The sequence below is a fragment of the Exiguobacterium sp. s89 genome, assembly GCF_018617735.1.
Taxonomy (GTDB): domain Bacteria; phylum Bacillota; class Bacilli; order Exiguobacteriales; family Exiguobacteriaceae; genus Exiguobacterium; species Exiguobacterium marinum.
In genome coordinates, this window is record NZ_JACSKS010000003.1 from 24345 (window position 1) to 48604 (window position 24260).

25 protein-coding genes are annotated in these 24260 nt (G+C 47.6%); 21 read left to right on the top strand and 4 right to left on the bottom strand.

Annotation, left to right across the window (positions count from 1 at the left end; genetic code table 11):
- Window positions 1–3 precede the first annotated feature (3 nt).
- The 12 genes from KNO96_RS09950 to rlmH all read left to right on the top strand — a co-directional run bounded on the left by KNO96_RS09950 (window position 4) and on the right by rlmH (window position 13009).
- Window positions 4–1995 (top strand): DHH family phosphoesterase, encoded by a 1992-nt coding sequence (locus tag KNO96_RS09950; protein ID WP_214703533.1) that lies wholly within the window; start codon window positions 4–6, stop codon window positions 1993–1995.
- A complete protein-coding gene (rplI, locus tag KNO96_RS09955; protein WP_214700773.1) occupies window positions 1992–2435 on the top strand; it encodes a 50S ribosomal protein L9 in 444 nt (147 codons plus the stop codon). The genes KNO96_RS09950 and rplI overlap by 4 nt, the downstream gene beginning before the upstream one ends.
- Before the next feature lie 17 nt (window positions 2436–2452).
- Complete coding sequence (gene dnaB / locus KNO96_RS09960; RefSeq protein ID WP_026824725.1) at window positions 2453–3805, top strand: replicative DNA helicase; 1353 nt, start codon at window positions 2453–2455, stop codon at window positions 3803–3805.
- Window positions 3806–3963: 158 nt separating this feature from the next.
- Window positions 3964–5253, top strand: coding sequence for an adenylosuccinate synthase (locus KNO96_RS09965; protein ID WP_026824724.1), 1290 nt, complete (start codon window positions 3964–3966; stop codon window positions 5251–5253).
- 120 nt (window positions 5254–5373) lie between these two features.
- Complete coding sequence (gene yycF / locus KNO96_RS09970; RefSeq protein ID WP_026824723.1) at window positions 5374–6084, top strand: response regulator YycF; 711 nt, start codon at window positions 5374–5376, stop codon at window positions 6082–6084.
- Between the two features lie 3 nt (window positions 6085–6087).
- The gene (walK, locus tag KNO96_RS09975; RefSeq protein ID WP_026824722.1) at window positions 6088–7929 is read left to right on the top strand and encodes a cell wall metabolism sensor histidine kinase WalK; all 1842 of its coding nucleotides are present in this window, start codon (window positions 6088–6090) and stop codon (window positions 7927–7929) included.
- A complete protein-coding gene (yycH, locus tag KNO96_RS09980; RefSeq protein WP_026824721.1) occupies window positions 7929–9311 on the top strand; it encodes a two-component system activity regulator YycH in 1383 nt (460 codons plus the stop codon). The genes walK and yycH overlap by 1 nt, the downstream gene beginning before the upstream one ends.
- The gene (locus KNO96_RS09985; protein ID WP_214703534.1) at window positions 9298–10122 is read left to right on the top strand and encodes a two-component system regulatory protein YycI; all 825 of its coding nucleotides are present in this window, start codon (window positions 9298–9300) and stop codon (window positions 10120–10122) included. The genes yycH and KNO96_RS09985 overlap by 14 nt, the downstream gene beginning before the upstream one ends.
- A gap of 13 nt (window positions 10123–10135) precedes the next feature.
- Window positions 10136–10927, top strand: coding sequence for an MBL fold metallo-hydrolase (locus tag KNO96_RS09990; protein ID WP_214703535.1), 792 nt, complete (start codon window positions 10136–10138; stop codon window positions 10925–10927).
- A 51-nt stretch (window positions 10928–10978) separates the two neighbouring features.
- The gene (locus KNO96_RS09995; RefSeq protein ID WP_214703536.1) at window positions 10979–12247 is read left to right on the top strand and encodes a S1C family serine protease; all 1269 of its coding nucleotides are present in this window, start codon (window positions 10979–10981) and stop codon (window positions 12245–12247) included.
- Window positions 12248–12284: 37 nt separating this feature from the next.
- Complete coding sequence (locus KNO96_RS14475) at window positions 12285–12446, top strand: CxxH/CxxC protein (RefSeq protein ID WP_084483554.1); 162 nt, start codon at window positions 12285–12287, stop codon at window positions 12444–12446.
- A gap of 83 nt (window positions 12447–12529) precedes the next feature.
- Window positions 12530–13009 carry a 23S rRNA (pseudouridine(1915)-N(3))-methyltransferase RlmH gene (rlmH, locus tag KNO96_RS10005; RefSeq protein WP_214703537.1) on the top strand — a complete coding sequence of 160 codons (480 nt, stop codon included), beginning with the start codon at window positions 12530–12532 and terminating at the stop codon, window positions 13007–13009.
- Window positions 13010–13216: 207 nt separating this feature from the next.
- Here rlmH and KNO96_RS10010 read toward each other — a convergent pair whose 3' ends face one another.
- Window positions 13217–13795 (bottom strand): NAD(P)H-dependent oxidoreductase, encoded by a 579-nt coding sequence (locus KNO96_RS10010; protein ID WP_214703538.1) that lies wholly within the window; start codon window positions 13793–13795, stop codon window positions 13217–13219.
- A gap of 175 nt (window positions 13796–13970) precedes the next feature.
- Here KNO96_RS10010 and KNO96_RS10015 point away from each other — a divergent pair, with 175 nt between their 5' ends.
- The 6 genes from KNO96_RS10015 (at window position 13971) to KNO96_RS10040 (ending at window position 19409) form a co-directional block, all read left to right on the top strand.
- Window positions 13971–14513, top strand: coding sequence for a TetR/AcrR family transcriptional regulator (locus KNO96_RS10015; RefSeq protein WP_214703539.1), 543 nt, complete (start codon window positions 13971–13973; stop codon window positions 14511–14513).
- Window positions 14514–14597: 84 nt separating this feature from the next.
- The gene (locus KNO96_RS10020; protein ID WP_214703540.1) at window positions 14598–15152 is read left to right on the top strand and encodes a GNAT family N-acetyltransferase; all 555 of its coding nucleotides are present in this window, start codon (window positions 14598–14600) and stop codon (window positions 15150–15152) included.
- Window positions 15153–15323: 171 nt separating this feature from the next.
- A complete protein-coding gene (locus KNO96_RS10025) occupies window positions 15324–15569 on the top strand; it encodes an acyl carrier protein (RefSeq protein WP_214703541.1) in 246 nt (81 codons plus the stop codon).
- Window positions 15566–16972, top strand: a complete 1407-nt coding sequence (locus KNO96_RS10030) for an AMP-binding protein (RefSeq protein WP_214703542.1) — start codon at window positions 15566–15568, stop codon at window positions 16970–16972. The genes KNO96_RS10025 and KNO96_RS10030 overlap by 4 nt, the downstream gene beginning before the upstream one ends.
- Before the next feature lie 49 nt (window positions 16973–17021).
- Window positions 17022–18473, top strand: a complete 1452-nt coding sequence (locus KNO96_RS10035; protein ID WP_214703543.1) for an MBOAT family O-acyltransferase — start codon at window positions 17022–17024, stop codon at window positions 18471–18473.
- A gap of 21 nt (window positions 18474–18494) precedes the next feature.
- Complete coding sequence (locus KNO96_RS10040) at window positions 18495–19409, top strand: hypothetical protein (protein ID WP_214703544.1); 915 nt, start codon at window positions 18495–18497, stop codon at window positions 19407–19409.
- Window positions 19410–19417: 8 nt separating this feature from the next.
- Here the strand turns inward: KNO96_RS10040 and KNO96_RS10045 are convergent, their stop codons facing one another.
- A complete protein-coding gene (locus KNO96_RS10045; protein WP_214703545.1) occupies window positions 19418–19675 on the bottom strand; it encodes a hypothetical protein in 258 nt (85 codons plus the stop codon).
- 72 nt (window positions 19676–19747) lie between these two features.
- Here KNO96_RS10045 and KNO96_RS10050 point away from each other — a divergent pair, with 72 nt between their 5' ends.
- From KNO96_RS10050 to KNO96_RS10060, 3 genes are all read left to right on the top strand, one after another.
- Window positions 19748–20224 carry a peptide-methionine (S)-S-oxide reductase gene (locus KNO96_RS10050; RefSeq protein ID WP_214703783.1) on the top strand — a complete coding sequence of 159 codons (477 nt, stop codon included), beginning with the start codon at window positions 19748–19750 and terminating at the stop codon, window positions 20222–20224.
- A 237-nt stretch (window positions 20225–20461) separates the two neighbouring features.
- Complete coding sequence (locus tag KNO96_RS10055; RefSeq protein WP_214703546.1) at window positions 20462–21655, top strand: DUF4317 domain-containing protein; 1194 nt, start codon at window positions 20462–20464, stop codon at window positions 21653–21655.
- A 14-nt stretch (window positions 21656–21669) separates the two neighbouring features.
- Window positions 21670–22083 carry a hypothetical protein gene (locus KNO96_RS10060; RefSeq protein WP_214700790.1) on the top strand — a complete coding sequence of 138 codons (414 nt, stop codon included), beginning with the start codon at window positions 21670–21672 and terminating at the stop codon, window positions 22081–22083.
- A 201-nt stretch (window positions 22084–22284) separates the two neighbouring features.
- Here KNO96_RS10060 and KNO96_RS10065 read toward each other — a convergent pair whose 3' ends face one another.
- Entirely contained in the window at window positions 22285–23730 is a 1446-nt protein-coding gene (locus tag KNO96_RS10065) for a DEAD/DEAH box helicase (protein ID WP_214703547.1), read from the bottom strand.
- A gap of 109 nt (window positions 23731–23839) precedes the next feature.
- Entirely contained in the window at window positions 23840–24211 is a 372-nt protein-coding gene (locus tag KNO96_RS10070; RefSeq protein ID WP_214703548.1) for a hypothetical protein, read from the bottom strand.
- Window positions 24212–24260 lie beyond the last annotated feature (49 nt).

Genomic DNA, 24260 nt, shown 5'->3' on the forward strand with positions numbered 1-24260 from the left:
TACATGCACAGTGGTGAAGCATTAACATCCGTGAAGAACCAATACGCGCGTCACATGGTTCCATATGTGATTGGAGTCCTTGTCTCGTTAGGATTGGCGTTCTACAATATTGTGGCGGCAATCACCCTGTTTATGGGCACGCTGATTTTCTTCATCTATCAGCAAGTAACAATGCGACGGGAGCGTAAAAATTGGGAACAGTATGTCCTCTCACTCTCTCATCAAATCGAAGAGGTCGGGAAAGAAGCGTTGACGACGATGCCGATTGGAATTTTAGTCTTTGATCAAGACCGGCGCATCAGTTGGTTTAACGAACAATCGCGATTGATCTTCGAACTCGATATGGCGATTGGAGTCCCGCTCGACGCGCTCCATTCTGCATTCGCTGAATTGATTGAAGAGGAAGAGGATGAAGCCACGATTGAAGTAGGCGATCGTGTCTACCGCGTCTACTACAATCAAATACATCAAACCCTTTATTTATTTGACATGACCGAGGAAGCAGAAATTGAGCAAAAGTATGTGCAATCGCAAACAGTCATTGGTATTTTGTACTTGGATAACTATGATGAGATGTCGACTGCGGTGGATGAACAAGTGCGTAGTGAGATCAATCGTCGTGTGACGGTACTTCTCAATCAATGGGCACAGCAGCATCACATCTACATGCGCCGTACAGCGGCGGATCGCTTTTTCCTCGTCATGAACGAGCGAACGTTATCTGAACTTGAAAACAACAGATTCTCAATTTTAGATGAAGTACGTGAAGCGACGAAAGAGCAGAGGATCCCGTTGACGTTATCGATCGGGATTGGATGTGGAGAGACAACGCTAACGGAGCTCGGCAACTTATCTCAGTCAAGTCTAGACCTCGGACTTGGTCGTGGTGGTGACCAGGCTGTTGTCAAACGTCACAACGGAAAAGTACGTTTCTTCGGAGGGAAGACAAACCCGACCGAAAAGCGGACGCGCGTCCGGGCACGTGTCATCTCGAACTCGATGCGTGACTTGATTCGAGAATCGAGTCGTGTTCTCATAATGGGACATAAAAATCCAGATATGGACTCACTCGGGGCGTCCATCGGGATTATGAAATTGGCTGAGTTTGTCGGACGTGAGGCGTATGTCGTGATTCCGTCTGGCGAAACGAGTATCGGAATTCAACGCCTCGTCCAAGAAGTAGAGAACGATGACGCGTTGATTAGCCAGTTCCTAACCGAATATGAAGCACAACCCCTCATTGATGAGCAGACGCTTCTCGTCGTCGTCGATACACACCGTCCATCGCTCGTCATTTCAAAAGATATTCTCTACCGAGCGGAACGAGTCGTCGTCATCGACCATCACCGTCGCGGGGAAGAGTTTATCGAAGATCCGGTCCTCGTTTATATGGAGCCATACGCGTCATCAACATGTGAACTTGTCACGGAGCTGATTGAGTATCAGGCGGGAAGCCGCAAGCTTTCCATTTTGGAAGCGACATCGCTTCTTGCAGGAATCATGGTCGACACGAAAGGATTTACGCTCCGAACAGGCTCGCGTACGTTTGACGCGGCATCTTTCTTACGAATTCAAGGGGCGGATACGGTTCTCGTACAGCATTTTATGCGCCAGGACCTCGATGCTTATATCGAGCAGTCTCAGATTTTGAGAAACACCGAAATTTATGCAGGCGGCATGGCGATTGCGGTCGCTTCTGACGATGAGGCGCATCATCAAGTGTTGATTGCCCAATCGGCAGACCAACTGTTAAATATGGAAGGCGTGAAAGCATCATTCGTCATCGCGATTTTACCGGATGGACGAACAGGGATTAGCGCAAGATCCCTCGGTGACGTCAATGTTCAAGTCATCATGGAAATGCTTGATGGTGGTGGACATTTGACGAATGCGGCGACGCAGCTCGAAGTGAGTCGCGAACAAGCGAATGCCATGTTGAAAGAGGCAATCGATCATTATGTAACAGATGAAACTGAAGGAGAGGAATTAGAATGAAAGTCATTTTGAAAGTAGATGTAAAAGGGCAAGGAAAAGCTGGAGAAGTGAAAAATGTGGCAGACGCTTACGCGAAAAATGTCTTGTTCAAGAAAAATTTGGCGGTAGAAGCGACACCTGGGAACCTAAAAGCGTTCGCAGCGAAAGAACGTCGTGCCGAAGAGGCCGCAGAAGAAGAGTTGAACGAAGCGAAACAACTAAAAGAGAAGCTTGAAAAAGAGACGATCGCCGTCACGACGAAAGCAGGGGAAGGCGGTCGCGTGTTCGGGTCAGTCACAAGCAAACAAATCGCGGATGCCCTTAAAACAATGGGCTACAAGATTGATAAGCGTAAAATTGAACTCGAGCACCCAATCAAGGCGCTCGGCTTCACGAAAGTGCCTGTGAAGTTGCACCATGACGTCGTCGCGACGTTGAACGTACATGTACAAGAAGCTTGAAGGTGAGGTAGAGACGGATGAGTGATGCGATTCAAGTCAATACACCACCGCATAGCGTGGAAGCGGAGCAAGCCGTCTTAGGGGCAATCATCCTCGATTCGGATCGGTTGATCACGGCCTCAGAGCGCGTCGACCCGGACGACTTTTATCGTGTCAGCCACCAACGCATCTTTGAAGCGATGTTAAAGATCAATGACCGGGGCGAACTCGTCGACTTAGTCACGCTCAGTTCAGAGTTACAGGCTCAAGGCATTCTTGACGAAATCGGCGGTCTCAACTATTTGGCAGAAGTCGCTGAATCTGTACCGGCCATTGGAAACATCGGCTATTACTTGAACGTCGTCGACCAAAAAGCGGCACTCCGTCGCCTGATTCGAACAGCGACCAATATCGTGTCAGACGGTTATGAGCGCCAAGATGAGGTCGATTCCGTGCTGTCAGATGCCGAACGGAATATTTTAAAAGTATCGCAGCGAAAAGGACAATCGAGTTTCCATCCAATCGGATCGGTTCTCTCGGATGCATATTCAACGATTGAAAAACTACATCAGTCGAGTGGTGAAATCACTGGAATTGCGACCGGCTTCACCGATTTGGATAAGATGACGGCCGGTTTCCAACGAAACGATTTGATTATCGTGGCCGCTCGTCCATCTGTCGGGAAGACCGCGTTCGCTTTGAACATCTCGCAAAACGTTGCCGTCCGTACGGGCGAGAACGTCGCCATCTTCAGTTTGGAGATGGGTGCCGAGCAACTCGTTATGCGTATGTTGTGTGCGGAAGGGAACATCGATGCCCAGCGTCTCCGGACCGGTCGTCTCGAAGCAGAAGACTGGGGCCGTCTGTCACTCGCAATGTCGTCGCTTTCGCAAGCAGGCATCTACATCGACGATACGCCGGGTCTCCGTGTCAACGAGATTCGAGCGAAGTGTCGTCGTTTGAAACAGGAGTACGGCCTCGGGATGATTATGATTGACTACTTGCAGCTCATCGTCGGGAACGGGAAACCGGGCGAGAACCGCCAACAAGAAGTATCGGAGATCTCGCGTACGCTCAAAGCGATTGCGCGGGAACTGCAAGTACCGGTTATCGCCTTGTCACAGCTCTCGCGTGGCGTAGAGAGTCGTCAAGACAAGCGACCGATGATGTCGGATATCCGGGAATCGGGAGCGATCGAGCAGGATGCCGATATCGTCGCCTTCCTCTATCGTGATGACTATTACGATAAAGAGAGTGAAGACGCCAATACGATTGAGATCATCATTGCGAAACAACGTAACGGTCCGACCGGTACGGTCAAGCTCTCCTTCCGGAAAGAGTATAACAAGTTCGTCAATATGGAGACACAAGCCTTCGCACCACCGATGTAACGTCGGTGGTGTCTTTTTTTTAATAGGTGATTTAAAAAATAACGAACGAATAGTTACATCTTATATAAAACGTTCGGTATTAGATTGACTTTTTCACTTTTCAAGTGTACACTTACGGATGGTTTGAACAGAACGTTGATTAATAAGGAGGATTCATTATGTCATCAGTAGTCGTAGTGGGAACGCAGTGGGGCGATGAAGGAAAAGGAAAGATCACCGATTTCTTATCGAAACAAGCCGAAGTCGTCGCGCGTTATCAAGGGGGAGACAACGCTGGTCACACGATCGTCTTCAATGATACGAAATATAAACTTCACCTCATTCCGTCTGGGATCTTCTATTCGGACAAAACGTGTGTCATCGGAAACGGAATGGTCGTCAACCCGAAATCACTCGTGACCGAACTCGCTTACTTACATGAGCGCGGTGTGAGCACGGATAACCTTCGGATCTCGAACCGGGCGCACATCATCTTGCCGTATCACCAGCTTCAAGACCGTCTAGAGGAAGACGCAAAAGGTGACGCAAAAGTCGGTACGACGCTCAAAGGAATCGGTCCGGCATACATGGATAAGGCGGCACGTATCGGGCTTCGCATCGCTGACCTTCTTGATAAAGAAGTGTTTGCGGAGAAACTAAAGACCGTGCTTGAGTTGAAAAACCGCATGTTCGTGAAAATGTATGAGGTCGACCCGATCGAGTTTGATGATATCTTTGAAGAGTACTATGCGTATGGCCAACAGTTCGCTAAATACGTGTGTGATACATCGGTCGTCTTAAACGATGCACTCGACGAAGAAAAGAAAGTTCTCTTTGAAGGGGCACAAGGGGTCCTTCTCGATATCGACCACGGAACGTACCCGTTCGTCACATCGTCGAACGCCGCGTCAGGTGGCGTATCGAGCGGTGCCGGAATCGGACCATCGAAGATTCATCACGTGGTCGGTGTCTGTAAAGCATACACGTCACGTGTCGGTGACGGTCCGTTCCCGACAGAACTTGACGATGAGATCGGCCATACGATCCGTGAAGTCGGTAAAGAGTACGGGACAACAACAGGTCGTCCCCGTCGTGTCGGCTGGTTCGACTCGGTTGTCGTACGTCACTCACGTCGTGTCAGTGGAATCACAGATCTTTGCCTCAACTCCATCGATGTATTGACAGGTCTTGAGACGCTCAAGATTTGCACATCGTATGAGTACGAAGGGAAGCATCTTGATGAGTACCCGCCGAACTTCCGCGTCCTCGAGAAGTGTGTACCAGTATACGAAGAACTTCCGGGTTGGACAGAAGACATCACGGGTGTCCGCAACTTCGATGACCTTCCGAAGAATGCACAGCGCTACGTTCGTCGCATCGAAGAATTGACAGGAATCGAATTGTTGACGTTCTCGGTCGGACCGGCTCGTGAACAGACGGTTATCTTGCGTGATATTTACGAAGCATAAGAAAGGGAGCCATCGGGCTCTCTTTTTCATTTCCGCGGAAATGGACCACGCTTTCTAAGCTGTATAAAAAGAGTTACAATGTAGGCATGTACGTTTAATGATAAGAGGAGGACTCACTGAATGGATCGTACGATTTTAGTGGTAGATGACGAACAACCAATCGCAGATATATTGAAGTTTAAACTTGAAAAAGAAGGTTATCAGGTGCATGTCGCCTATGACGGTGAAGAAGCCCTCGTAAAAGTAGAGGAGATTCAACCGGACCTCATCTTACTCGACATCATGCTTCCGCTCAAAGACGGCATGGAAGTATGTCGTGAGGTACGGAAGAAGTATGATATGCCGATCATCATGTTGACGGCGAAAGACTCCGAGATCGATAAAGTACTCGGGTTAGAGCTCGGAGCGGATGACTACGTCACGAAACCGTTCAGCTCACGTGAACTGTTGGCTCGTGTCAAAGCGAATATGCGACGTCACGCGACGGCGCCGGCGCCAGAAGCGAAAGGGGCGAATGCGAACGATATCGCGATCGGCGACTTGACGATTCATCCGGATTCGTACATGGTGACGAAACGGGAAGAGAAAATCGAATTGACGCATCGCGAGTTCGAATTAATTCATTACCTCGCGCAAAACATTGGACAAGTGATGACGCGTGAACACTTGCTCCAAACGGTATGGGGCTATGATTACTTCGGTGACGTACGTACCGTGGATGTTACAGTACGTCGTCTTCGCGAAAAAGTAGAGGATAACCCATCGACGCCGACGTACATCATTACGCGTCGTGGCGTCGGATATTATTTGAAGGCAGGAGAAGAAGACTAAACGATGAAACGGACGAACTTCTTTAAATCAATCCAGTGGAAGCTCGTCGTCATCTATGCGCTGCTCATTCTCGTTGCGATGCAAGTCATCGGCGTGTACTTTGTACGTTCTTTGGAACGACAATACATCAACAACTTCTCGCAGTCACTCGTCGACCGGGCGAACCTACTGAGCTATAACGTCAGTGAGGGAATCGCAGCGAACGAGAGTGACTCGACTACGGACCAGCAGTTGAACCAGTTACTGGATCAGCTGCTGTCTGAATTTACAGAGAGCACGACGCTAGCTGACGACATTCGGGAAGTCCAAATCATCGACACGAACAGTGTCGTGCGGGCGACCTCGAATCAAAATAATCAAAGTCTCGTCGGACAACGGACGGCGAGTACGTTTATCCAGAAGTCATTCGCGACAGGCGGGGCGCAGGAGACGCTCGTCTATGAGGATTCGAATGACCGAATGCGCGTCGTCGCCGTTCCGATTAAATCAGAAGTGGATGGGACGACGACCGGGATGATTTATATCGAGGCATCGATGAAGTCCATCTACAACCAGATGGAACAAGTGACACGTATCCTCGCAACGGGGACGTTGATTGCACTCATCATCACCTCGTTCCTTGGTATTCTCTTATCGCGCACCATCACGCGACCGATTGCCGACATGCGCAGGCAGGCCGTAGAGATGCGGAAAGGGAACTTCTCGCGGAAAGTTAAAGTGTACTCGGATGACGAGGTCGGTCAACTCGCGTATGCGTTCAACGAATTGACAGACGAATTGATGGAAGCAAATGCGACGACGGAAGCGGAACGACGTCGCTTGACGAGTGTCCTTGAGAACATGTCGGACGGGGTGGTCGCGACCGACCGCTCGTTACGCGTCATCTTGATGAACGACCAAGCGCGCGACATGATCGGGGTTGCGGAGGAAGAGGCGATGGGGACGAATTTACAAAGTCTCCTCGCGTTCGAAGAGGAAATCGTTATTCCAGAAGATGGGACGATGCCGACGAAGCTGATTGACCTCAGTACGGATGAAGAATTGTTCCTCGTCCGTGCCTACTTCTCACCGATTCAAAAGCACAGCGGACCGATCACAGGTCTCATCGTCGTCTTGCATGATGTCACGGAACAAGAACAAGTCGAACAGGACCGCCGTGAATTCGTGGCGAACGTCAGTCACGAGTTGCGTACACCGCTCACGACAATGCGCAGCTATTTGGAAGTCCTCGCGGAAGGCGCTTATCAAGACGATGAGTTGGCGCCACGCTTCTTAGAGACGACACAAAACGAGACGGAGCGGATGATTCGCCTCGTCAACGACTTGTTGCAACTCTCGAAGATGGACAGTAAAGAATACAAGATGCAGAAAGTGAAGTTCGACTTCGTGCAATTCTTTAACGACATCATCGACCGTCACGAGATGACGAAAGGAGAGGCGATTCAATTCCGTCGCAAACTGATGAAGCGTCGTGTCTACGTGCATGCCGACCAAGATAAGATGACCCAAGTCATCGACAACATCATCACGAATGCCATCAAGTTCTCACCAGAAGGCGGGACGATCACGTTCCGGACGATGCTTCGGGCGAAGCGCCTCGTCATCGGGATCAAGGATGAAGGGGTCGGGATTCCGAAGTCGAACTTGAAGAAAATTTTTGAGCGCTTCTACCGTGTCGATAAGGCACGGGCGCGTAACATCGGTGGAACCGGACTCGGTCTATCGATTGCCAAAGAAGTCGTATCCGCTCACGGGGGCGACATCTGGGCAGAGAGTGAGTTTGGCCGCGGTACGACGATTTACTTCACCATCCCGTTCGATACGATTGTGGAGGTGAATGATTGATGAAACGGTTTACGATTGCAAAGCCGGAACTGTGGAAGTCGTTCATTTTGCTCACGTTAATCGTCACGTCGATTGTTCAAACCATCATCTTGTGGGATTACCATCCCACGTATCAGGCCGTTCAATCGGAGACGCAGCTCACGACGGTGGACGAGTCCCTGCAGCGCCGGGCGAATCAGGTCATCATCCCGACTCAAGCGGTCGTACATGACAACAATGCCGTCTTCGCTTCGAAGAATACGCCGAAGCAACTGATGCGCGTCATTCGGGATTCGTTTGAAGCGAGTGAGTTCAAACCACTCGCCGTGAAAAATGTCCCGAGCTTCTATACGGATATCAACGAGGGACTCGAGTTGATCTTACCAGAGGCCTACTATGCGGATACGCTCAGCTATATGTTGCCGGGAACGTATAGTCTGTCTGGGAAAATTCCACAACGGATCCTCATCTATATGGACGAAAATGCGTTCAACATTCGCACCATCATGAGCGACCAATCGATTTGGGAAGGAAAGTTGACGAAAGTCGGAAACGGCGATGTGAACAGTCTCTTCTTGAAAAATTCGAGTCGAACGATGAAGCGGGTGACGTACACCGATGAGCGGGTGAATTACATTCCGGTCATTGGACCTGAGATGAATGAGTTGTTTGCTTACGACGTATCATCGATTCAAATCGATACCCGTCTTGACTGGATGCGGGACACGTTCTTCCCGGGCGACCCGAATGTTCAGGAGGTCGACCCGGCAAGTTCGATTGGAGCCTTGACGAATGGTGTCAGCGTTGGGGAATATGATGCGACCCTGAACGCCAGTCGTTACCGAAACTTGTCTCGGAACAGTACAGAACGTGACACGGCACTCGGATTAGATTCGATTGTAGAATTCGTGAACTTCCACGGTGGATGGGTCGATGAAGCTTCTGAGAATCAAGGGCTCTCACTTCGCTTTGATGCCATCACACCTGCAAATAAAGGTTTTGAAACGACTGTGTTCCGTTTTCATGTGAAAGGGTATCCGGTCTTTAGTCAGCGCGAGGCATTTATCAACAACGATGCCATCGACTTATCCACATTACGTGTGGAAAACGACGGGGCACAGGTCCGGTCGATCACACGTCACCACTTGGAAATCGATCGGCTGATCACGGTCGGTACGACACAGTTGGCTAATGCGAACGAGGTGCTCAGTACCCTCATCAACTCCGGACGGTTTGAGAACGTAACGGAGATTCGAATCGGTTATGAAATCGAATATAACGAAGATACGAGCCGCTACGTGACGTTCTCACCGAACTGGTTCGTGCGTGAGGCGGGGCGTTGGGTCCCATATAATCAAGCAGACGGTTGGACAGAAAGGATGATGTATCGTGGATTGGAGTAAAGCGAAAACAATTTTAATCTTCGCCTTCCTCGCCTTGAACATCTATCTATTGTTCCAATTGTTGACGGAAACGTGGGCGACCGAAGTCGTGACGAATGACAACACGTCGATTGCACAAATTTTAGATCAGCGGAATGTCGATCCGGCAAAATTGCCACGAATGGGTCGCGATATCGGATATTTGACGGGATCGTCTGAAGAGATGTCCGCCGCGATGATTACAAAGAATCGGGAAGCGCAGCTAGCGACGACGCTCGATAACATGCAACTTGAAGTCGAATTGAAGCAACCTGTGCCACTCGATGCGAAAGATTTACGAACGACCGCTTCGACGTTTGTGGCGGAATATGTTCCGTTCGGAAGCGAGTATGCCTACTGGCGATACGATGAGTCGACGAAACAAATCGCCTTCGTGCAAACGTTCGAGGAGAACAAGATTTTTTCAACACCTGAAGTCGAGGGGGACACGGAAATGTATATCGGTCCGTCCCTCATCCTCATTCAGTTGAACGAGGCATTTGAAGTGACAGATTATAAGCAGCGTCATTTAAAAAACCTGTCGTCGAAAACGCAAGACGACCTCGTGTTGACGGCGAGCGAAGCGATTTCTCAACTAGCATCCCGGAAGTATTTTCAGCCGAACCAAGAGATGCGAGCCATCAACACCGGGTTTTATAGCTTGCCGCTCGATAGCTCGGGCAGTTTGATTATCATGCCTCCGCTCTGGTCGATTGGGATAGATGATCAAGTCTATTTCGTCAATGCGATCGATGGAACGGTCGAGCACGTCGAGTTTGAAAAGAAAGAATGAAAGGAGTGATCGCGTGACTTTACAGTATAGTGTATTAGCGAGTGGATCGACCGGAAACGCACTCTATATCGAGACGGAACGGACGAAGCTGCTCGTCGATGCCGGATTGACCGGAAAAGCGATGCAGCAACGCATCGAAGCCATCGGTCGGTCGTTTGAGGGGATCGACGCACTACTCGTCACCCATGAGCACTCCGACCATATTAAAGGTGTCGGTATATTAGCACGAAAGTATAACTTACCGATTTATGCGAATGCGAAGACATGGACGGCGATGGAAGCGAACATCGGCAAGATTGATCCCGCCTTGAAGTTTCAAATCGAAGTCGGAGATGTGAAACAGTTCGGCGATATCGAAATCGAGACGTTCAACGTGAGCCACGATGCGGCAGACCCGATGTTTTATCAGTTTGCCCATGACGGGAAACGTTTGGCTCATATCACCGATACGGGTTATGTCTCGGACCGGATGAAAGGAGTCATCCGTGGAGCAGACGACTTCATCTTTGAGTCGAATCATGACGTCTCGATGCTGCAGATGGGGCGTTATCCATGGAGCGTCAAACGACGAATTCTTGGCGATTATGGGCACGTCTCGAACGAAGATGCGGCCATTGCGATGAGTGAGGTCATCGGTGACAGTACGAAACGGATCTATTTGGCCCACTTGAGCAAGGACAACAACATGAAGGAGCTCGCGCAAATGAGCGTCTCGCAAACACTCGGTATGCGAGATATCGATTTAAATCGAATCAAATTGTGCGACACGGACCCGACAAACCCCACTTCACTCGTTTCTTTATAAGGAAACTTGGGAAAAGACAGGTATCACACTGTCTTGAAGGGGGGACGCGTCGTGAACGAAGAGAGACACCATGAGTATGAACCTCAAGACGTCGAACCTGAAGCACACGAAGCAAATGAAACAAACGAACAACAATCGACGTACCCATCTCGGAGCGAATGGCGACCGAAGCAAGAGGAGCACGTACGCCATAAGCCGAGACCAAATATAAAACCGTTGTTACTCGGAGGGGTTGGCGGATTCTTAGGAGCGGCTTTGTTTTTTGTCATTGTGATGCTCTGGGATTCGCCGACCTCTCGTTTTGTGACGAATGAACTGACACGGACCGAACAGGCCGTCACCGTCACAGAATCGGACGTCACGACGGCCGTACTTGGTGCCAAGACGTCCGTCGTCAGCATCACGAATATCCAGCGCGCCTTCACCTCGGACTCGCAGTGGGAGGCGGGTGCCGGCTCTGGCGTCATTTATAAAGTAGAAGGAAACACGGCCTATATCGTCACGAACTTCCATGTCATCGAAGAAGCGGACGAGGTCAACATTGCCTTTTCCGATGGTCAAATCGCATCGGCAACCATTTTAGGCGAAGACCCGCTCAACGACTTGGCTGTCGCCGAAGTTGAACTGCCGAAAAATATCGATGTGGAGCCGATTGTTCTCGGTGACTCTACCGTCCTACAGGCCGGCGAGACCGTCATGGCCATCGGAAATCCGCTCGGTGTCTTCTCAAACTCGGTCACCCGTGGTATCGTCAGTGGTGTCGAGCGGACGGTGCCGGTCGATACGAACAGCGACGGCTTGATGGATTATAACGCGGAAGTCATTCAGACGGATGCGGCTATCAACCCGGGGAATTCGGGTGGTGCCCTCATCAACATTCGTGGAGAGCTCGTCGGAATCAATTCGATGAAAATCGCCGAGGCGAGCGTAGAAGGGGTCGGATTCTCCATTCCCGTCAACGTGGCGCTACCGGTCATTGACATGTTAGAACGCGACGGTAAGGTGACACGGGCTCAGCTCGGGGTCACGATTCAGGAAGTCATCGCCGTACCTGGTAACATCCGGGAAGAGTATGGAATCTCATTCGACCAGGAAGACGGTGTCTTCGTCGAAGAGGTGACACCGGGTAGTCCGGCCGAGGAAGCAGGACTTCGGGTCGGCGATGTCATCACAAAAATCGGAGACCGGGAGATCAAACGATACGTCGATTTACGTGATGCGTTGTATCGTGACGCGACGGTCGGTGATACGATCTCCATTGAGTATTTACGTCGCGGGGAAGCAAGAGAAACTGAGGCGACATTAACTGAAGCAACATAAAGAAGCGGCGACGCTTCTTTTTTAAGGAGGAAAAACTGTGGAAAAAAAAGTATGCAAGGAACATGTTGAAATCGCTTTAGACATCATTGTGGATGAGACGGGGGAGTACCCGTTACTAGAGGAATTATCCACAAGTGGACAAGTGGCATGTGAGTTCTGTGATGCCGATGCAACATATGTTGTGTCAAGCAAAAACTAATTATCAACATGTGGATTTGTGGATAACTCTGTGGATAACCCTATGGATAACTCCAAAAAAACTGTGGAAAAAGGAAGAATTGGATGAATATTTCAATTATCACGGTCGGCAAACTGAAAGAAAAATATTTAAAACAAGGAATTGCCGAGTATACAAAGCGGCTTTCCGCCTACGCAAAAGTGCAGGAAATCGAGGTGTCAGACGAAAAAGCACCCGAGCATTTGAGTGAGGCAGATATGTTACTAGTAAAACAAAAAGAAGGCGAGCGTATTTTGGCGAAGATATCCCCAGATACGCACGTCATCGCCTTGGCGATTCAAGGAAAGCAGCGGACGAGTGAAGAGTTCGCCCGTGAACTCGATCAACTCGCGACGTATGGAAAGAGTAAAATCGCCTTCGTCATCGGAGGATCACTAGGATTATCCGATGATGTAATGAAACGAGCGAACGATACGATCTCGTTCTCGAAAATGACATTCCCCCATCAACTCATGAAGCTCGTATTGTGTGAGCAGATATATCGGGCGTATCGAATCAATCGGAATGAACCGTATCACAAATAAACGTTATTTCTCAGGTACAGATATTAACGAACCCTCTTCTCTTTGTTATTTACGTGAAGCAAATGAATTTAACAAAAGCGAAGAACGTGACTATTCATGAAAATCATCTAAGTTGGACCTCAAATTTATGTTGCTACTGGCTATTAATACAAAATTTGAGGTCATGGATGATATATGAATCACAAAAGTTTGGTTGTGCACTGTAGATTACACTGAAATACGCTTCGCTACTCTATCTAAAAATCTTTTTCTTCGATGATCTTTCCCACTACTCGTAAACGGACTATTCAACCATTTCACATTTTTAAGTCCAATCCCTTTGAATGTTCTACGAATAAGAGTCCCTTCAATGGGATTCCCGGCCAGATATCTTAAATACCACGTTGGCACTTCCGAAGTAGAAATGACAGTGGTTTTTTTAATATGAGTTAGTAATCCTTTCAATCCAGTAGATTCCTCTACATAGGCAAAATTTTTTAACATGACCTTGTCAAAAAAACCTTTTAAAATGGCTGGAACATCAAACCACCAAACAGGGAAGATAAAAACTAACTCATCACTGTCACTTAGCATCTTCTGATATTGATTCACTAAGGGATCTTGGGATTGACCTTTCGAGTAAAGAGATAAATCAGATTCACATAATACAGGATTGAATTGATCCTTATTTAAGTCAATGATTTGGTAATCTTTTTTCCGACGGACTAACTGTTCAATTGTTGTATCCATGATAGATTTATTGAAACTACCATGCCATGGATGAGCAAGAATGATTGTTGTTTTCATAGGTAACCCTCCTACTATTTTTAGAATTTAAATAACCTTTAATTTGAGCATATGCTTTTATTTGAACAATTGCTCAAATAATATATCTGCAATATAATGTTAGTGTAGACGCTAGGTCAATAAGTAGAGAGGTATTTATACAAATCCCTCATTTTGTACAAATTAAGGAGTACTTATGCTAAAACAAAAACCAATAAACACGAATTCTAAGAGATCAATCAATCTTTTAGTGGATACTATGTTGGAATTAATGCGTCGAACGAACTTTACGAGTATCACCATATCAGAACTTACGAAAACTGCGGGATTGGCGCGAAATACATTTTATGCTCACTTTGATACGAAAGAGGATGTACTAACCTATCATATGTATCAAATATTTAGACAGAGGATTCAACTTGCATCAACAGAAGCAAAACAAGAGCAACTTGATTTCGATACGTTGTATTTTGAGATATGGAGTGACAATCTTGAATTTTTGAATCTTCTAAAAGAAAATGATTTACTTCCGCTTTTGAATCGCTTTGAGGAGCATTTTGATTTACTTTGTACAGATTTTCAAATTTATGAGAATTGTAATGTATCTGAAAAAGCGGAAGCATATGCGAATGCGATATACGCGGATTCATTGGCAAGCATTATGAAAAGGTGGATGAAGACCGGCATGAAAGAAACTCCACAAGAGTTAAGTGAGATTTTTAAAGAGTTTATTCGGTAAACGTTGTTTAAAGTTTGCTCGGAATTGACGCAGGATTCACATATTCAGTTTCACAAATAACGAATCAAAACATAGGAGCGCTTTATGAACCACACCATCAATCTTCTTACAAAAAGAATAAATCAAGACTTTTTAAACACTTTCGAACGTTTCCAGGAAACGCATCGCATCTATGCCGTGGATTCGAGCGGCGAACTTTATCAAAAAGACGAGCATTACATTGATGAATGGGACGATGCGAAGAAACAACAGGTCATTGAGATTCTCAACTACTACATCGACCGTGGCGGAGTTGTTGTGGCAATCCAAAAAGGCGAGACGCTAATCGGTTTTGCCGGACTAAATGGACGACCGCTCGGAAAAGAGGGACAATATCTGAACCTCGGTTTCATTCATGTGAGTCGTCCTAATCGCGGACATGGGCTTGGGAAAGTACTGTTTGAACAAGTCTGTCAGGCAGCGGTCGAACGAGGCGCGAAAAAGTTATACATCGGTGCGAATCCGGCTATTGATACGTATCATTTTTATAAAGCGATGGGGTGCACATTAGCCGAGGAGATTGTGTCAGAAGTGTACGAAGAAGAACCACTCGACTTACAACTCGAATATGTCTTACCGTCTCCTGAGACCACATCGTAACGATGTGGTCTTTTTCTTGTCAAAAGCGCGCAACTCCAAGCGTTATCCCATAAAGTGAATTGACTGATTTCGAAAAATTGTGATAGAATCACAAGGCAAATGATTATCATTATCAGTCGATAAGGATAGATGAAATCGAACAGGTTGAGTGAATGTGAAAGGATGAATACAATGAGCAAGCTTGAAGTATATAACATGGCATTTCGAAATGGATTGGAATTAGAGGGCGATGTGGTCCTTGAAGAGATGAAGCTCGGGGAATCCACAGAATGGGATTCCATCGGGCACATGACGCTCATCGCAGAGATTGAGGATGCGTTTGACGTCTATATCGACTCGGATGAAATGACAGAGTTCCATTCGTACAAGTCTGGTATCGCGTTGTTGCAGCGTCTCGGTATGGACATTAAATCATGACGCTTTTTCAAACACTCGAGCAGTATGCGAATCGTGAGGCGGTCTATGCGGACCGCTCTTATTCATATAGAGAGATGCTGGAAGTCGGGGATTCGATTTGTCAGGAAGTCGGCGAACGGTCACTCGTCTTCTGTTTATGTGCCAACCGAGTCGAGTCGCTCTTCGGATATATCGGCTTTCTCCGTGGGCGGGTCGTCCCGGTCTTACTCGATGCAGATATTCCAGTAGAACAATTACAGAAGTTGATGTCACGCTATCAACCGACTCACGTCTGGGCTCCTGAGTCGAGAGAGGATTTGGCGAACTCATTGGATGTCTTCTATGGTTATGGTGGCTACGCCTTATTTGAAACCGAAACATCGGTTCACCACCAACTTCATGAAGAATTGGCCCTTCTGCTGACGACATCAGGTAGTACCGGAAGTCCGAAACTTGTTCGCCTCACATACAAAAATCTGACGGCGAACGCTTCATCGATCATCGACTATCTCGAGATCGATCAGACGGATAAGCCAATCACGACACTTCCGATGAACTATTCATATGGGCTCTCCATCATCAACAGTCATCTGTTGAAAGGGGCGACCCTCATCCTGACAGATCGCTCGATCGTTCAAAAAGAGTTTTGGGAGCTGTGTCGTGCCGAGCAGGCGACGACGTTTGGTGGGGTCCCGTTTCATTATGAGATGTTGAAACGATTGAAGTTTGAGACGTACGACCTCCCAAGTCTGAAGAAGTTGACGCAAGCCGGTGGCAAGTTAGATCCGAAGCTTGCGCAGCACTTCTCAACAGTATGTGAAGAAAAAGGGATTCAATTTTTCATCATGTACGGTCAGACGGAGGCGACGGCCCGGATGTCGTATTTACCGGATCGGATGCATGCGAAAAAAGCCGGTAGCATCGGAATTGCCATCCCTGGTGGAACGCTCACGTTGCGTGACGAAGCCGGAAATGACATCAAAGAGGCGAACGTGACGGGCGAATTGGTGTATCAAGGCGACAACGTGTCGTTTGGGTATGCGACCTTGTTAGCGGACCTTTCAAAAGGTGATGACAATCACGGTGTTTTACGAACAGGTGACATGGCGTATCGCGACGAGGATGGATATTTCTTCATCGTCGGCCGAATCAAGCGCATGATTAAACTGTATGGCAGTCGAATCAGCCTAGACGAAGTCGAGGCGCTCCTTCGAGAGCATGGACATGATTGCGTCTGTGCCGGGGAAGACGACCGACTATATGTGTATACGTTACAGGACGACGTTACGCATATAAAAAAAATCATGAAAGAACAAATCAAGGTGAAAGGTGTTCGGGTGATGCAGATTGACGAGATTCCGCGTAATGCGTTCGGAAAGATTCGTTATGCCGCGTTACCGAAGCGAGAACTTGTGACCACCTGATTGTCAGGAATCGGTACATCATCAAGTTTCATAGCATCAGGTGGTAAATATGACTTTTATTTCGATTGAATTTCTCTTATTTTTAACACTCATCGTTGGAACGTACTATATGATTCCACATCGATTCCGTTGGATACTCCTTCTCCTGGCGAGCTATGTCTTTTACGCCACGTTGAGCATTCAATTCATACCGCTCCTGCTGATCAGTACCGCTTTCACCTATGTGATTGGAATTCTGATTGAGAAGCAGGAAAAGAAAGGGCAGAAGAAACGACTCATGTGGGTCGGTGTCTCGGGGCTCGTCTTCTGCCTCGGCTGGTTCAAATATTTTAATTTCGTCAATGACTCGCTTCGTTCGTTCGCTGTATGGAGCGGGTTTGATTATGATGTTCCGTATAAAGAAATCGTCTTACCATTGGCGATTTCCTTTTATACGTTCCAGGCCATCAGTTACGTCGTGGACGTCTCGCGAGGGAAGCAAAAAGCAGAGCGTCATTACGGCTATTTCTCGGTCTATTTTGCCTTCTTCCCGCAACTCGTGGCGGGTCCGATTGAGAGGGCGAAAAAGCTGCTTCCGCAACTGAAGACGGAGCAACATCTCGACTACGACAATATCAGCTATGGGATTCAGCGCATCATTTGGGGATTCTTCAAGAAGACGTTGATCGCTGACCGATTGGCCCCGATTGTCGCAAGTGTGTTCAATAGCCCGGACCCGACTGGTTCGGAGATTGTGCTCGCGACGATGTTGTTCTCGATTCAACTGTTCGCCGACTTCTCGGCATGCAGTGACATCGCCATCGGCTGTGCACGCTTACTCGGGATTCGCTTATCGGAAAACTTCAAGCAGCCACACTTCGCCGTCTCAATCGCCGACTTCTGGAACCGCTGGCATATCACGCTTTCGATGTGGCTACGGGATTATATCTTCATGCCGCTCGCAAAAGGAAAGAAGAAGCGCGAACAGATTTATGGTGCCATCCTTGCGACGTTTTTAGTAAGTGGAATTTGGCACGGAGCCGCGTGGAACTTTGTCTTATGGGGACTCATTCACGGAATCTATCGCGTGTTCGGAGACCATACGAAACAGCAACGTGAAAAAATGGCGTCATGGGTCGGGTTTGACCGCGTGCCGACACTGCATCGGTGGTGGAAAATCGCCATCACGTTCCAGCTCGTCTGTTTCTCGCGCGTCTTCTTTCAGTCGCATTCGATGGCAGAGGCGTTCTCACACGCCAAACTATATGTGACACCTTCTTCATGGTCACCGTCAGGCATGGTGCAGGCGATTCAAATGTTCTCGTTACTCGATTTGATCATCTTCCTCGTCGTCTTTGTCGTCGTTCATCTGTTCCAACATATCGAGCGGACGAGAGGGTCGGCGTGGGACTGGATGGCACGTCAGTCTGCCGTGACGAGCGTAGCCATCAACTTGTTCTTGATTGTCTCGGCGTTCTTGTTCGGTGTGTCGAGCCAAGGATTCGTATACGGTGGGTTTTAAGGTGAATGGAAAGGAATTAGCATGAAGCGTTTAGGAATTAAAATCGTCGTTGTGTTACTCGTCATGATCGCCATCTTCATTCCCGTTAACGAGTTTGTGAAAGATTCGTGGGAATATAATAATAACCGAGCTGTCCTAGCGTTTAAAGAAGACCCTCATCCTGTCGACATCATCAATTTGGGGACGTCCCACGCGATGTACGGGTATTATTTTAAACCGACCGGATTGTCGCATCTCGATTTGGCGTTACCGAGTCAACCGATTGAATATGACTTGAAGATGTTAAAAGAATACGATGAGCACCTGAAGCCAGGTGGGGTCGTGATCGTGTCCTTATCTCAAATCACCTTCAGCAACTCGGACGTCGGACGGAAGGAAATCTACTACCGTGTATTGGAACGGGAAGACTTGGAGTCGGTCAGTTGGTTCAACTACTATACACACGAACGCTTCCCAGCATTGAACAGCGGAAGTGCCTATGCCGCCATTTCCCGGGAAATCCGAGATTTTCGCTTTGATGCGCATAAGCCATGGGAGAATGGTGGACTGAACTACTCAGAGCGTAAGTATGAGGAAGTGGCCGCTCAATATGAGAACGCTGTGAACAATCATGAGATTGAAAAAAACATGGCACATTTACAAGACATCATCGACTACTGTAAACAACAAGGGTATCGTGTCGTCTTGGCGATGGAGCCGGTCCACGCGTCATACCATACGTATTTTGATGAAGAAGTCATGGAGCGCCTCGTGTTTCAGCATTTAGAGAAGCTGGATTTAGATGTCCCGTTCCTCAATTATATGGGGGATGAACGATTCATTTATGAGCAGTCGTTCTTCCATAACCCTGACCATTTGAACGGGGACGGACGGGAGTTATTGTCTACGCTTGTCTATGAAGATTTGAAGCGATTGGGATATGTTCAAGAAAAATGACTTCGTATTCAATCAAAAAGAATGCTCGCAAAGGTCCAAAATACTACTAGTATCGACAGGAACGAGAAGAATACTGTCTTATTCGATACCCGTTGCTCCGCAAAGCGTCGAAATAATGGGATGGCTATCGCTTGACCGATGACGACCGCTAAAAAGATAATCACCATTTCAGTGAATAGAGAAAAGTCGTTAAGGGCAGTAAATGTAACTACTATAAAGATGATAATAGAACTGACCAATGAGATGAAGAAACGTTGTTTATTCAAGTGAACCTCTCCTTTCTCTCATCAATACGTGTATGCTTTAGAAAAGATTCAAATAGACGGGGAGTGATTCAAATCGAAACGATCTATTTAGCGGGCGGATGTCTATGGGGTGTCCAGGCATTTGTGAAGACATTACCTGGCGTCCTTTCAACTGAAGCAGGACGCGCGAACGGTACGACCGATACGTTAGACGGAGAGTATGACGGTTACGCGGAGTGTGTCAAAACAACGTTCGATCCGGACGTAGTGACGGTCGAAGATTTGATGCATTACTTGTTCGAAATCATCGACCCATACAGTATCAATCAACAAGGGATTGATGTCGGGGAGAAGTATCGAACGGGTGTCTACAGTGAGGAGTCACGACATTTGCTCGAGGCGCAAGCGTTTATAGATCAACGCGCGGATGCAGAACGAGTCGCTGTTGAAGTCAAACCGCTCACGAACTATGTGCGAAGTGCGGACGAACATCAGGACCGTCTGACACGTTGCCCGGACGATTATTGTCATATCCCGAAAGACGTGTTAATAAAATATCAGACCATATAGCCATTGAAAGCGTCTCTTTTTGAGGTGCTTTTTTAGATGAAAAAGTAAAAGAAGTAGTCTTTCACTCGAATTGAACTGAACCCAGAAAGGGGCACATTTATAAAAATTGCCCCATTCGTGAATATTCATGAGCATCTGAGTGACTGTTCAGCCTCCTATTGTTTCTTTGGAACTAGTAACCAATCAGGACTGGTATAATGGGTGACATGGATTGATAGAAAAGAAGAGGTGGATGGAATGAACAAGAAAGAGATTGCGGCGATTCGCCGACAGTTTAAAGTAAATGCGACCAAACTCAAGATTGCTGATCTATATACGATTTACATCCGACAGGAAACGAATGAGATTTATTACGAAGAGTTGCGCCCGTTCCCGTTCCTTGAAGAAGAACAGCAAGAACTGTTTTTGACGAACTTCAAAAAAGTGCTCGGCGGGAAGCTAGATGAAAAGTTGTTCGAAGTGAAGTTCCAATATCCTGAGGAAGGTCAAGTCGACCATACGCAAGGGTTGCTCTATGAAGGACTCCGTACGGAAGAGACAGACGTATGGACGGACTATATGCAGCGCATCGCGTTGAAGATGGTGAAGGACACGCCGTTTGAGAAAGACATGGTCGTGACGTTCATTCGGGGGAATTACAATAAACCGACGAACCGACATTCGGAAGAGTCTGAGATTCACGCGAACGATGAAGTGTATACGACGAAGTTCATCCTCGGCAGTATCAGCCCGACAGAACTTCCGAAAAAGTCACTCGTTTTTGACTTCGTCGAGCGGGAATTCAAAGCCAGCTTGATTGTAAATCCGATCATCAAACTCGAGGCGCCGATCGGTGGATTCTTATTCCCGTGTTTCACGGATAACGCGGCCGATGTGAACCATGTGCTTTACTCGGCGCATAAAGCGCATCAACCGGATATGACGTTCATCGAGAACGTGTTGAACGGTTCGGAAATCGTCACGGCAGTTGAAGAGAAGGCTGTCTTTGAAGAAGTCATCAAAGCGGTCATCGGCGAAGAAGTTAATTCCCGGACACTCGCGACCGTTTACGATGAGATCAATCAAATCATCGTCGCCGAGGAAGAGAATGAGCAAGAAGAAGAGACGGTGGCCATGCTCGACTCTCGGGCGGTCGAGGTCGTCTTACGGGCGAGCGGTGTGGAAGATGTGACGACGGAGAAGGTCGAGCAGGCGTTCAAGCAAGTCGTGGATGACACGAAATATGAGATGAAAGCGACGAGTGTCGTTCCGAAGTATACGTCAAAATCAATCAAGATCAATACAAAGGTCGCCAATATTTCGGTCAGTCCACAAGATTTGAAATACGTGAAGCAAGTGAATTATAAAGGAAAACCATGTCTCTTAATCGAAGTGGAAGAGGAGACAGAAATCGAAGGGTTCAAGCTCATCTCTGAAGAGTCGTTAGACTGATTGGGGGAAAATCGATGCATCCGATCGAGTTGATTGAATATGTTGCATTTTTCATCCTGGTTGCTATCCCACTATTACTTGCGCTAGCATTGCGTGGAAAATGGAGACTCGGTATGGTTGGCGTTGCATTGCTGATTGTTATGACGTACGGTACGTTCTATTTTTCACGCCCTGTTCTTATAGCGGAGCGGGTCGCAGAAGACAAGCACCTCGTTGACATGTATCTCGCTGAGCAGTATCCGGACGAAACATACAGCATAAGAACAATCCCGTTTCGCGCGGATGGTTTCGAACACACGAATCCGTATACGATCTACGTCACATTTACAAATGAACCGAACGCAGAATACTACTATCGCGTCGATGAAAAGAATGACGTGTCGATCTCGGGATTCACAGGGAACGTTCAAGATTTTCGATTCAAGTGAAGGGTCCAAGGCTTAAACCTTGGGCTCTTTTTTGACAATCAAGTGAGGAAGGTTGAATTCAATCTTTGATACAGGTATGATGCAGATGAAAACGTTTTCTAAAAACTATATTTTTTTACCGTTTATCGAAAGCGCTTTCGATGTTTGTCGAATAACGAAAAAGCCTCAAAGACGAACATCATCTTTGAGGCTGGGTATGCATTATTTATAAGCTTTGCTTACTTTAAGTTTCTTCCCTTTGATTGGCGTCGTTTCCATCGCCTGAAGGACGATCGAACCTTTTCCGTTGAGGATATCGACGTACGTCATCTGGTCGTTGATTGTGATGATTCCGATGTCGTCAGCGGATACTCCAGGGATTTTTGCAATCGTTCCAACGAAGTCGACGGCACGAAGTTTTTTCTTCTTCCCGCCACTGAAATGGAGCTTCATGATGTCTTGATTGATGCGAGCCGTCTTGTTGTTGCGAACGACGCGTCGTCCGCTCAACTTTTGCTCAAAGGCATCTTGGTTAGCCGCTACTTCCGCTTCTGTCGGAGCATCGATTATCGGAATTTCGAATTGAACGTAAGATTCGATGGCTCCGATGAGGCGCTCTTCCTGACGGGTCATGAGCGTGATGGCCGTCCCTTGTTTGCCGGCACGTCCGGTACGACCCGTACGGTGCACGTAACTTTCTTTTTCGACAGGAACGTCATAGTTGACGACGAGCTCGACGTTATCGACATCGATTCCGCGCGCTGCGACGTCTGTCGCCACGAGATAACGGAAGTTGCCCATCTTGAATCCGTTCATGACGGCGAAGCGATCCTCTTGCTCGAGTCCACCGTGAAGACGTTCAGTCGAATAGCCAGCTTTGTCGAGCTCGGCGTACACCGTGTCGACGTTCTCTTTCGTTCGACAGAAAATCATACAGCTGTCGGGGTTCTCGACGACCGTGATGTCTTGAAGGACAGCAAGTTTCTCATTCCGATGAACCGGGAGGAGACGGTGTTCGATTGTCGAAGCGGTCATGCCGGTCGATTCGATGGCGACACGCGCAGGAGCATTCATATGCTTCTGACAGAGGCGTTCGATATCTTGTGGGAACGTCGCTGAGAAGACCATCGTCACGCGTTCGTTTGGCAACTGCTGAAGAATCTTCTCGACGTCAGCGAGGAAGCCACGGTTGAGCATCTCATCCGCTTCATCGATGATCAAGTATTCGATACGGTCGAGTGAGAGGGTTTCGCGCTCGATGTGGTCCATGACGCGTCCTGGCGTACCGACGACGATATGTGTCTTTTGCTTCAACTCTTCACGCTGTTTCGAGAACGGTTCTTTCCCGTAGACGGCAGTCGCTTTGATTCGTTTGAAACGTCCGATGTTCGTCATATCTTCTCGGACTTGAACGGCGAGTTCGCGTGTCGGTGTCAAAACGAGCACTTGGGGTTTATTTTCAGCCCAGTCGATGAGCTCGATGACCGGAATCCCAAAAGCGGCAGTCTTTCCGCTTCCTGTCTGTGCTTTGACGATTAAGTCTTCGCGCTCGAGCGCACGGGGGATGACCTGCTGTTGTACTTCGGTAGGTGATTCGTATTTCATAATGCCTAACGCACGAGTGATCTCGTCGCTCAGGCGATAATCAGTAAATTGCTGTTTGTTCATGGGTAACCTCATTCTTTCGTGAAAACTTCTGCTACAGAAAATTTCAATGTCTATTTGCAATACAGTCCATTATAGACCGAAAGTTGGTAGGAAAGCGAATGACAATCCATTATCCGAAGTCAGGCAGCGTCGGATCGGGTTGAATTGCATAAAAAATAAATTGATCATGAACATCTTCTAACTGGTCAATCAACTCTTCATTTTGTTGTCGATATGCGTCTAGTAGTTGAGGGCATATGTAGTGGATGGTTCCATCTTCTCGAGCCAGACTAGCGGTCTCTTCCGCATCATATTGTAAAACTAACGGTTGTTGGCATGCTGTGCAACAACCAATCTCCATCTTGTTAAAACCGATTTTCGCTCCTTCGATGAAACAAGAATCACAATAATGTTTGATTGGATCACCAAAGTGACCGAGTTCATCTGTATGGATGACGTCATGTTCGTTCAATGATTTGTTGCAGCTAACGCAGTTGTACATCAATAACACTCCTTTAGTGATCTGTTCCAACAACGTATCATGCGATGAG

Coding starts and splice junctions, on each gene's coding strand:
- KNO96_RS09950 (WP_214703533.1), top strand. CDS start 4: ATGCACAGTGGTGAAGCATTAACATCCGTGAAGAACCAATACGCGCGT.
- rplI (WP_214700773.1), top strand. CDS start 1,992: ATGAAAGTCATTTTGAAAGTAGATGTAAAAGGGCAAGGAAAAGCTGGA.
- dnaB (WP_026824725.1), top strand. CDS start 2,453: ATGAGTGATGCGATTCAAGTCAATACACCACCGCATAGCGTGGAAGCG.
- KNO96_RS09965 (WP_026824724.1), top strand. CDS start 3,964: ATGTCATCAGTAGTCGTAGTGGGAACGCAGTGGGGCGATGAAGGAAAA.
- yycF (WP_026824723.1), top strand. CDS start 5,374: ATGGATCGTACGATTTTAGTGGTAGATGACGAACAACCAATCGCAGAT.
- walK (WP_026824722.1), top strand. CDS start 6,088: ATGAAACGGACGAACTTCTTTAAATCAATCCAGTGGAAGCTCGTCGTC.
- yycH (WP_026824721.1), top strand. CDS start 7,929: ATGAAACGGTTTACGATTGCAAAGCCGGAACTGTGGAAGTCGTTCATT.
- rlmH (WP_214703537.1), top strand. CDS start 12,530: ATGAATATTTCAATTATCACGGTCGGCAAACTGAAAGAAAAATATTTA.
- KNO96_RS10010 (WP_214703538.1), bottom strand. CDS start 13,795: ATGAAAACAACAATCATTCTTGCTCATCCATGGCATGGTAGTTTCAAT.
- KNO96_RS10015 (WP_214703539.1), top strand. CDS start 13,971: ATGCTAAAACAAAAACCAATAAACACGAATTCTAAGAGATCAATCAAT.
- KNO96_RS10020 (WP_214703540.1), top strand. CDS start 14,598: ATGAACCACACCATCAATCTTCTTACAAAAAGAATAAATCAAGACTTT.
- KNO96_RS10025 (WP_214703541.1), top strand. CDS start 15,324: ATGAGCAAGCTTGAAGTATATAACATGGCATTTCGAAATGGATTGGAA.
- KNO96_RS10030 (WP_214703542.1), top strand. CDS start 15,566: ATGACGCTTTTTCAAACACTCGAGCAGTATGCGAATCGTGAGGCGGTC.
- KNO96_RS10035 (WP_214703543.1), top strand. CDS start 17,022: ATGACTTTTATTTCGATTGAATTTCTCTTATTTTTAACACTCATCGTT.
- KNO96_RS10040 (WP_214703544.1), top strand. CDS start 18,495: ATGAAGCGTTTAGGAATTAAAATCGTCGTTGTGTTACTCGTCATGATC.
- KNO96_RS10055 (WP_214703546.1), top strand. CDS start 20,462: ATGAACAAGAAAGAGATTGCGGCGATTCGCCGACAGTTTAAAGTAAAT.
- KNO96_RS10060 (WP_214700790.1), top strand. CDS start 21,670: ATGCATCCGATCGAGTTGATTGAATATGTTGCATTTTTCATCCTGGTT.
- KNO96_RS10065 (WP_214703547.1), bottom strand. CDS start 23,730: ATGAACAAACAGCAATTTACTGATTATCGCCTGAGCGACGAGATCACT.
- KNO96_RS10070 (WP_214703548.1), bottom strand. CDS start 24,211: ATGTACAACTGCGTTAGCTGCAACAAATCATTGAACGAACATGACGTC.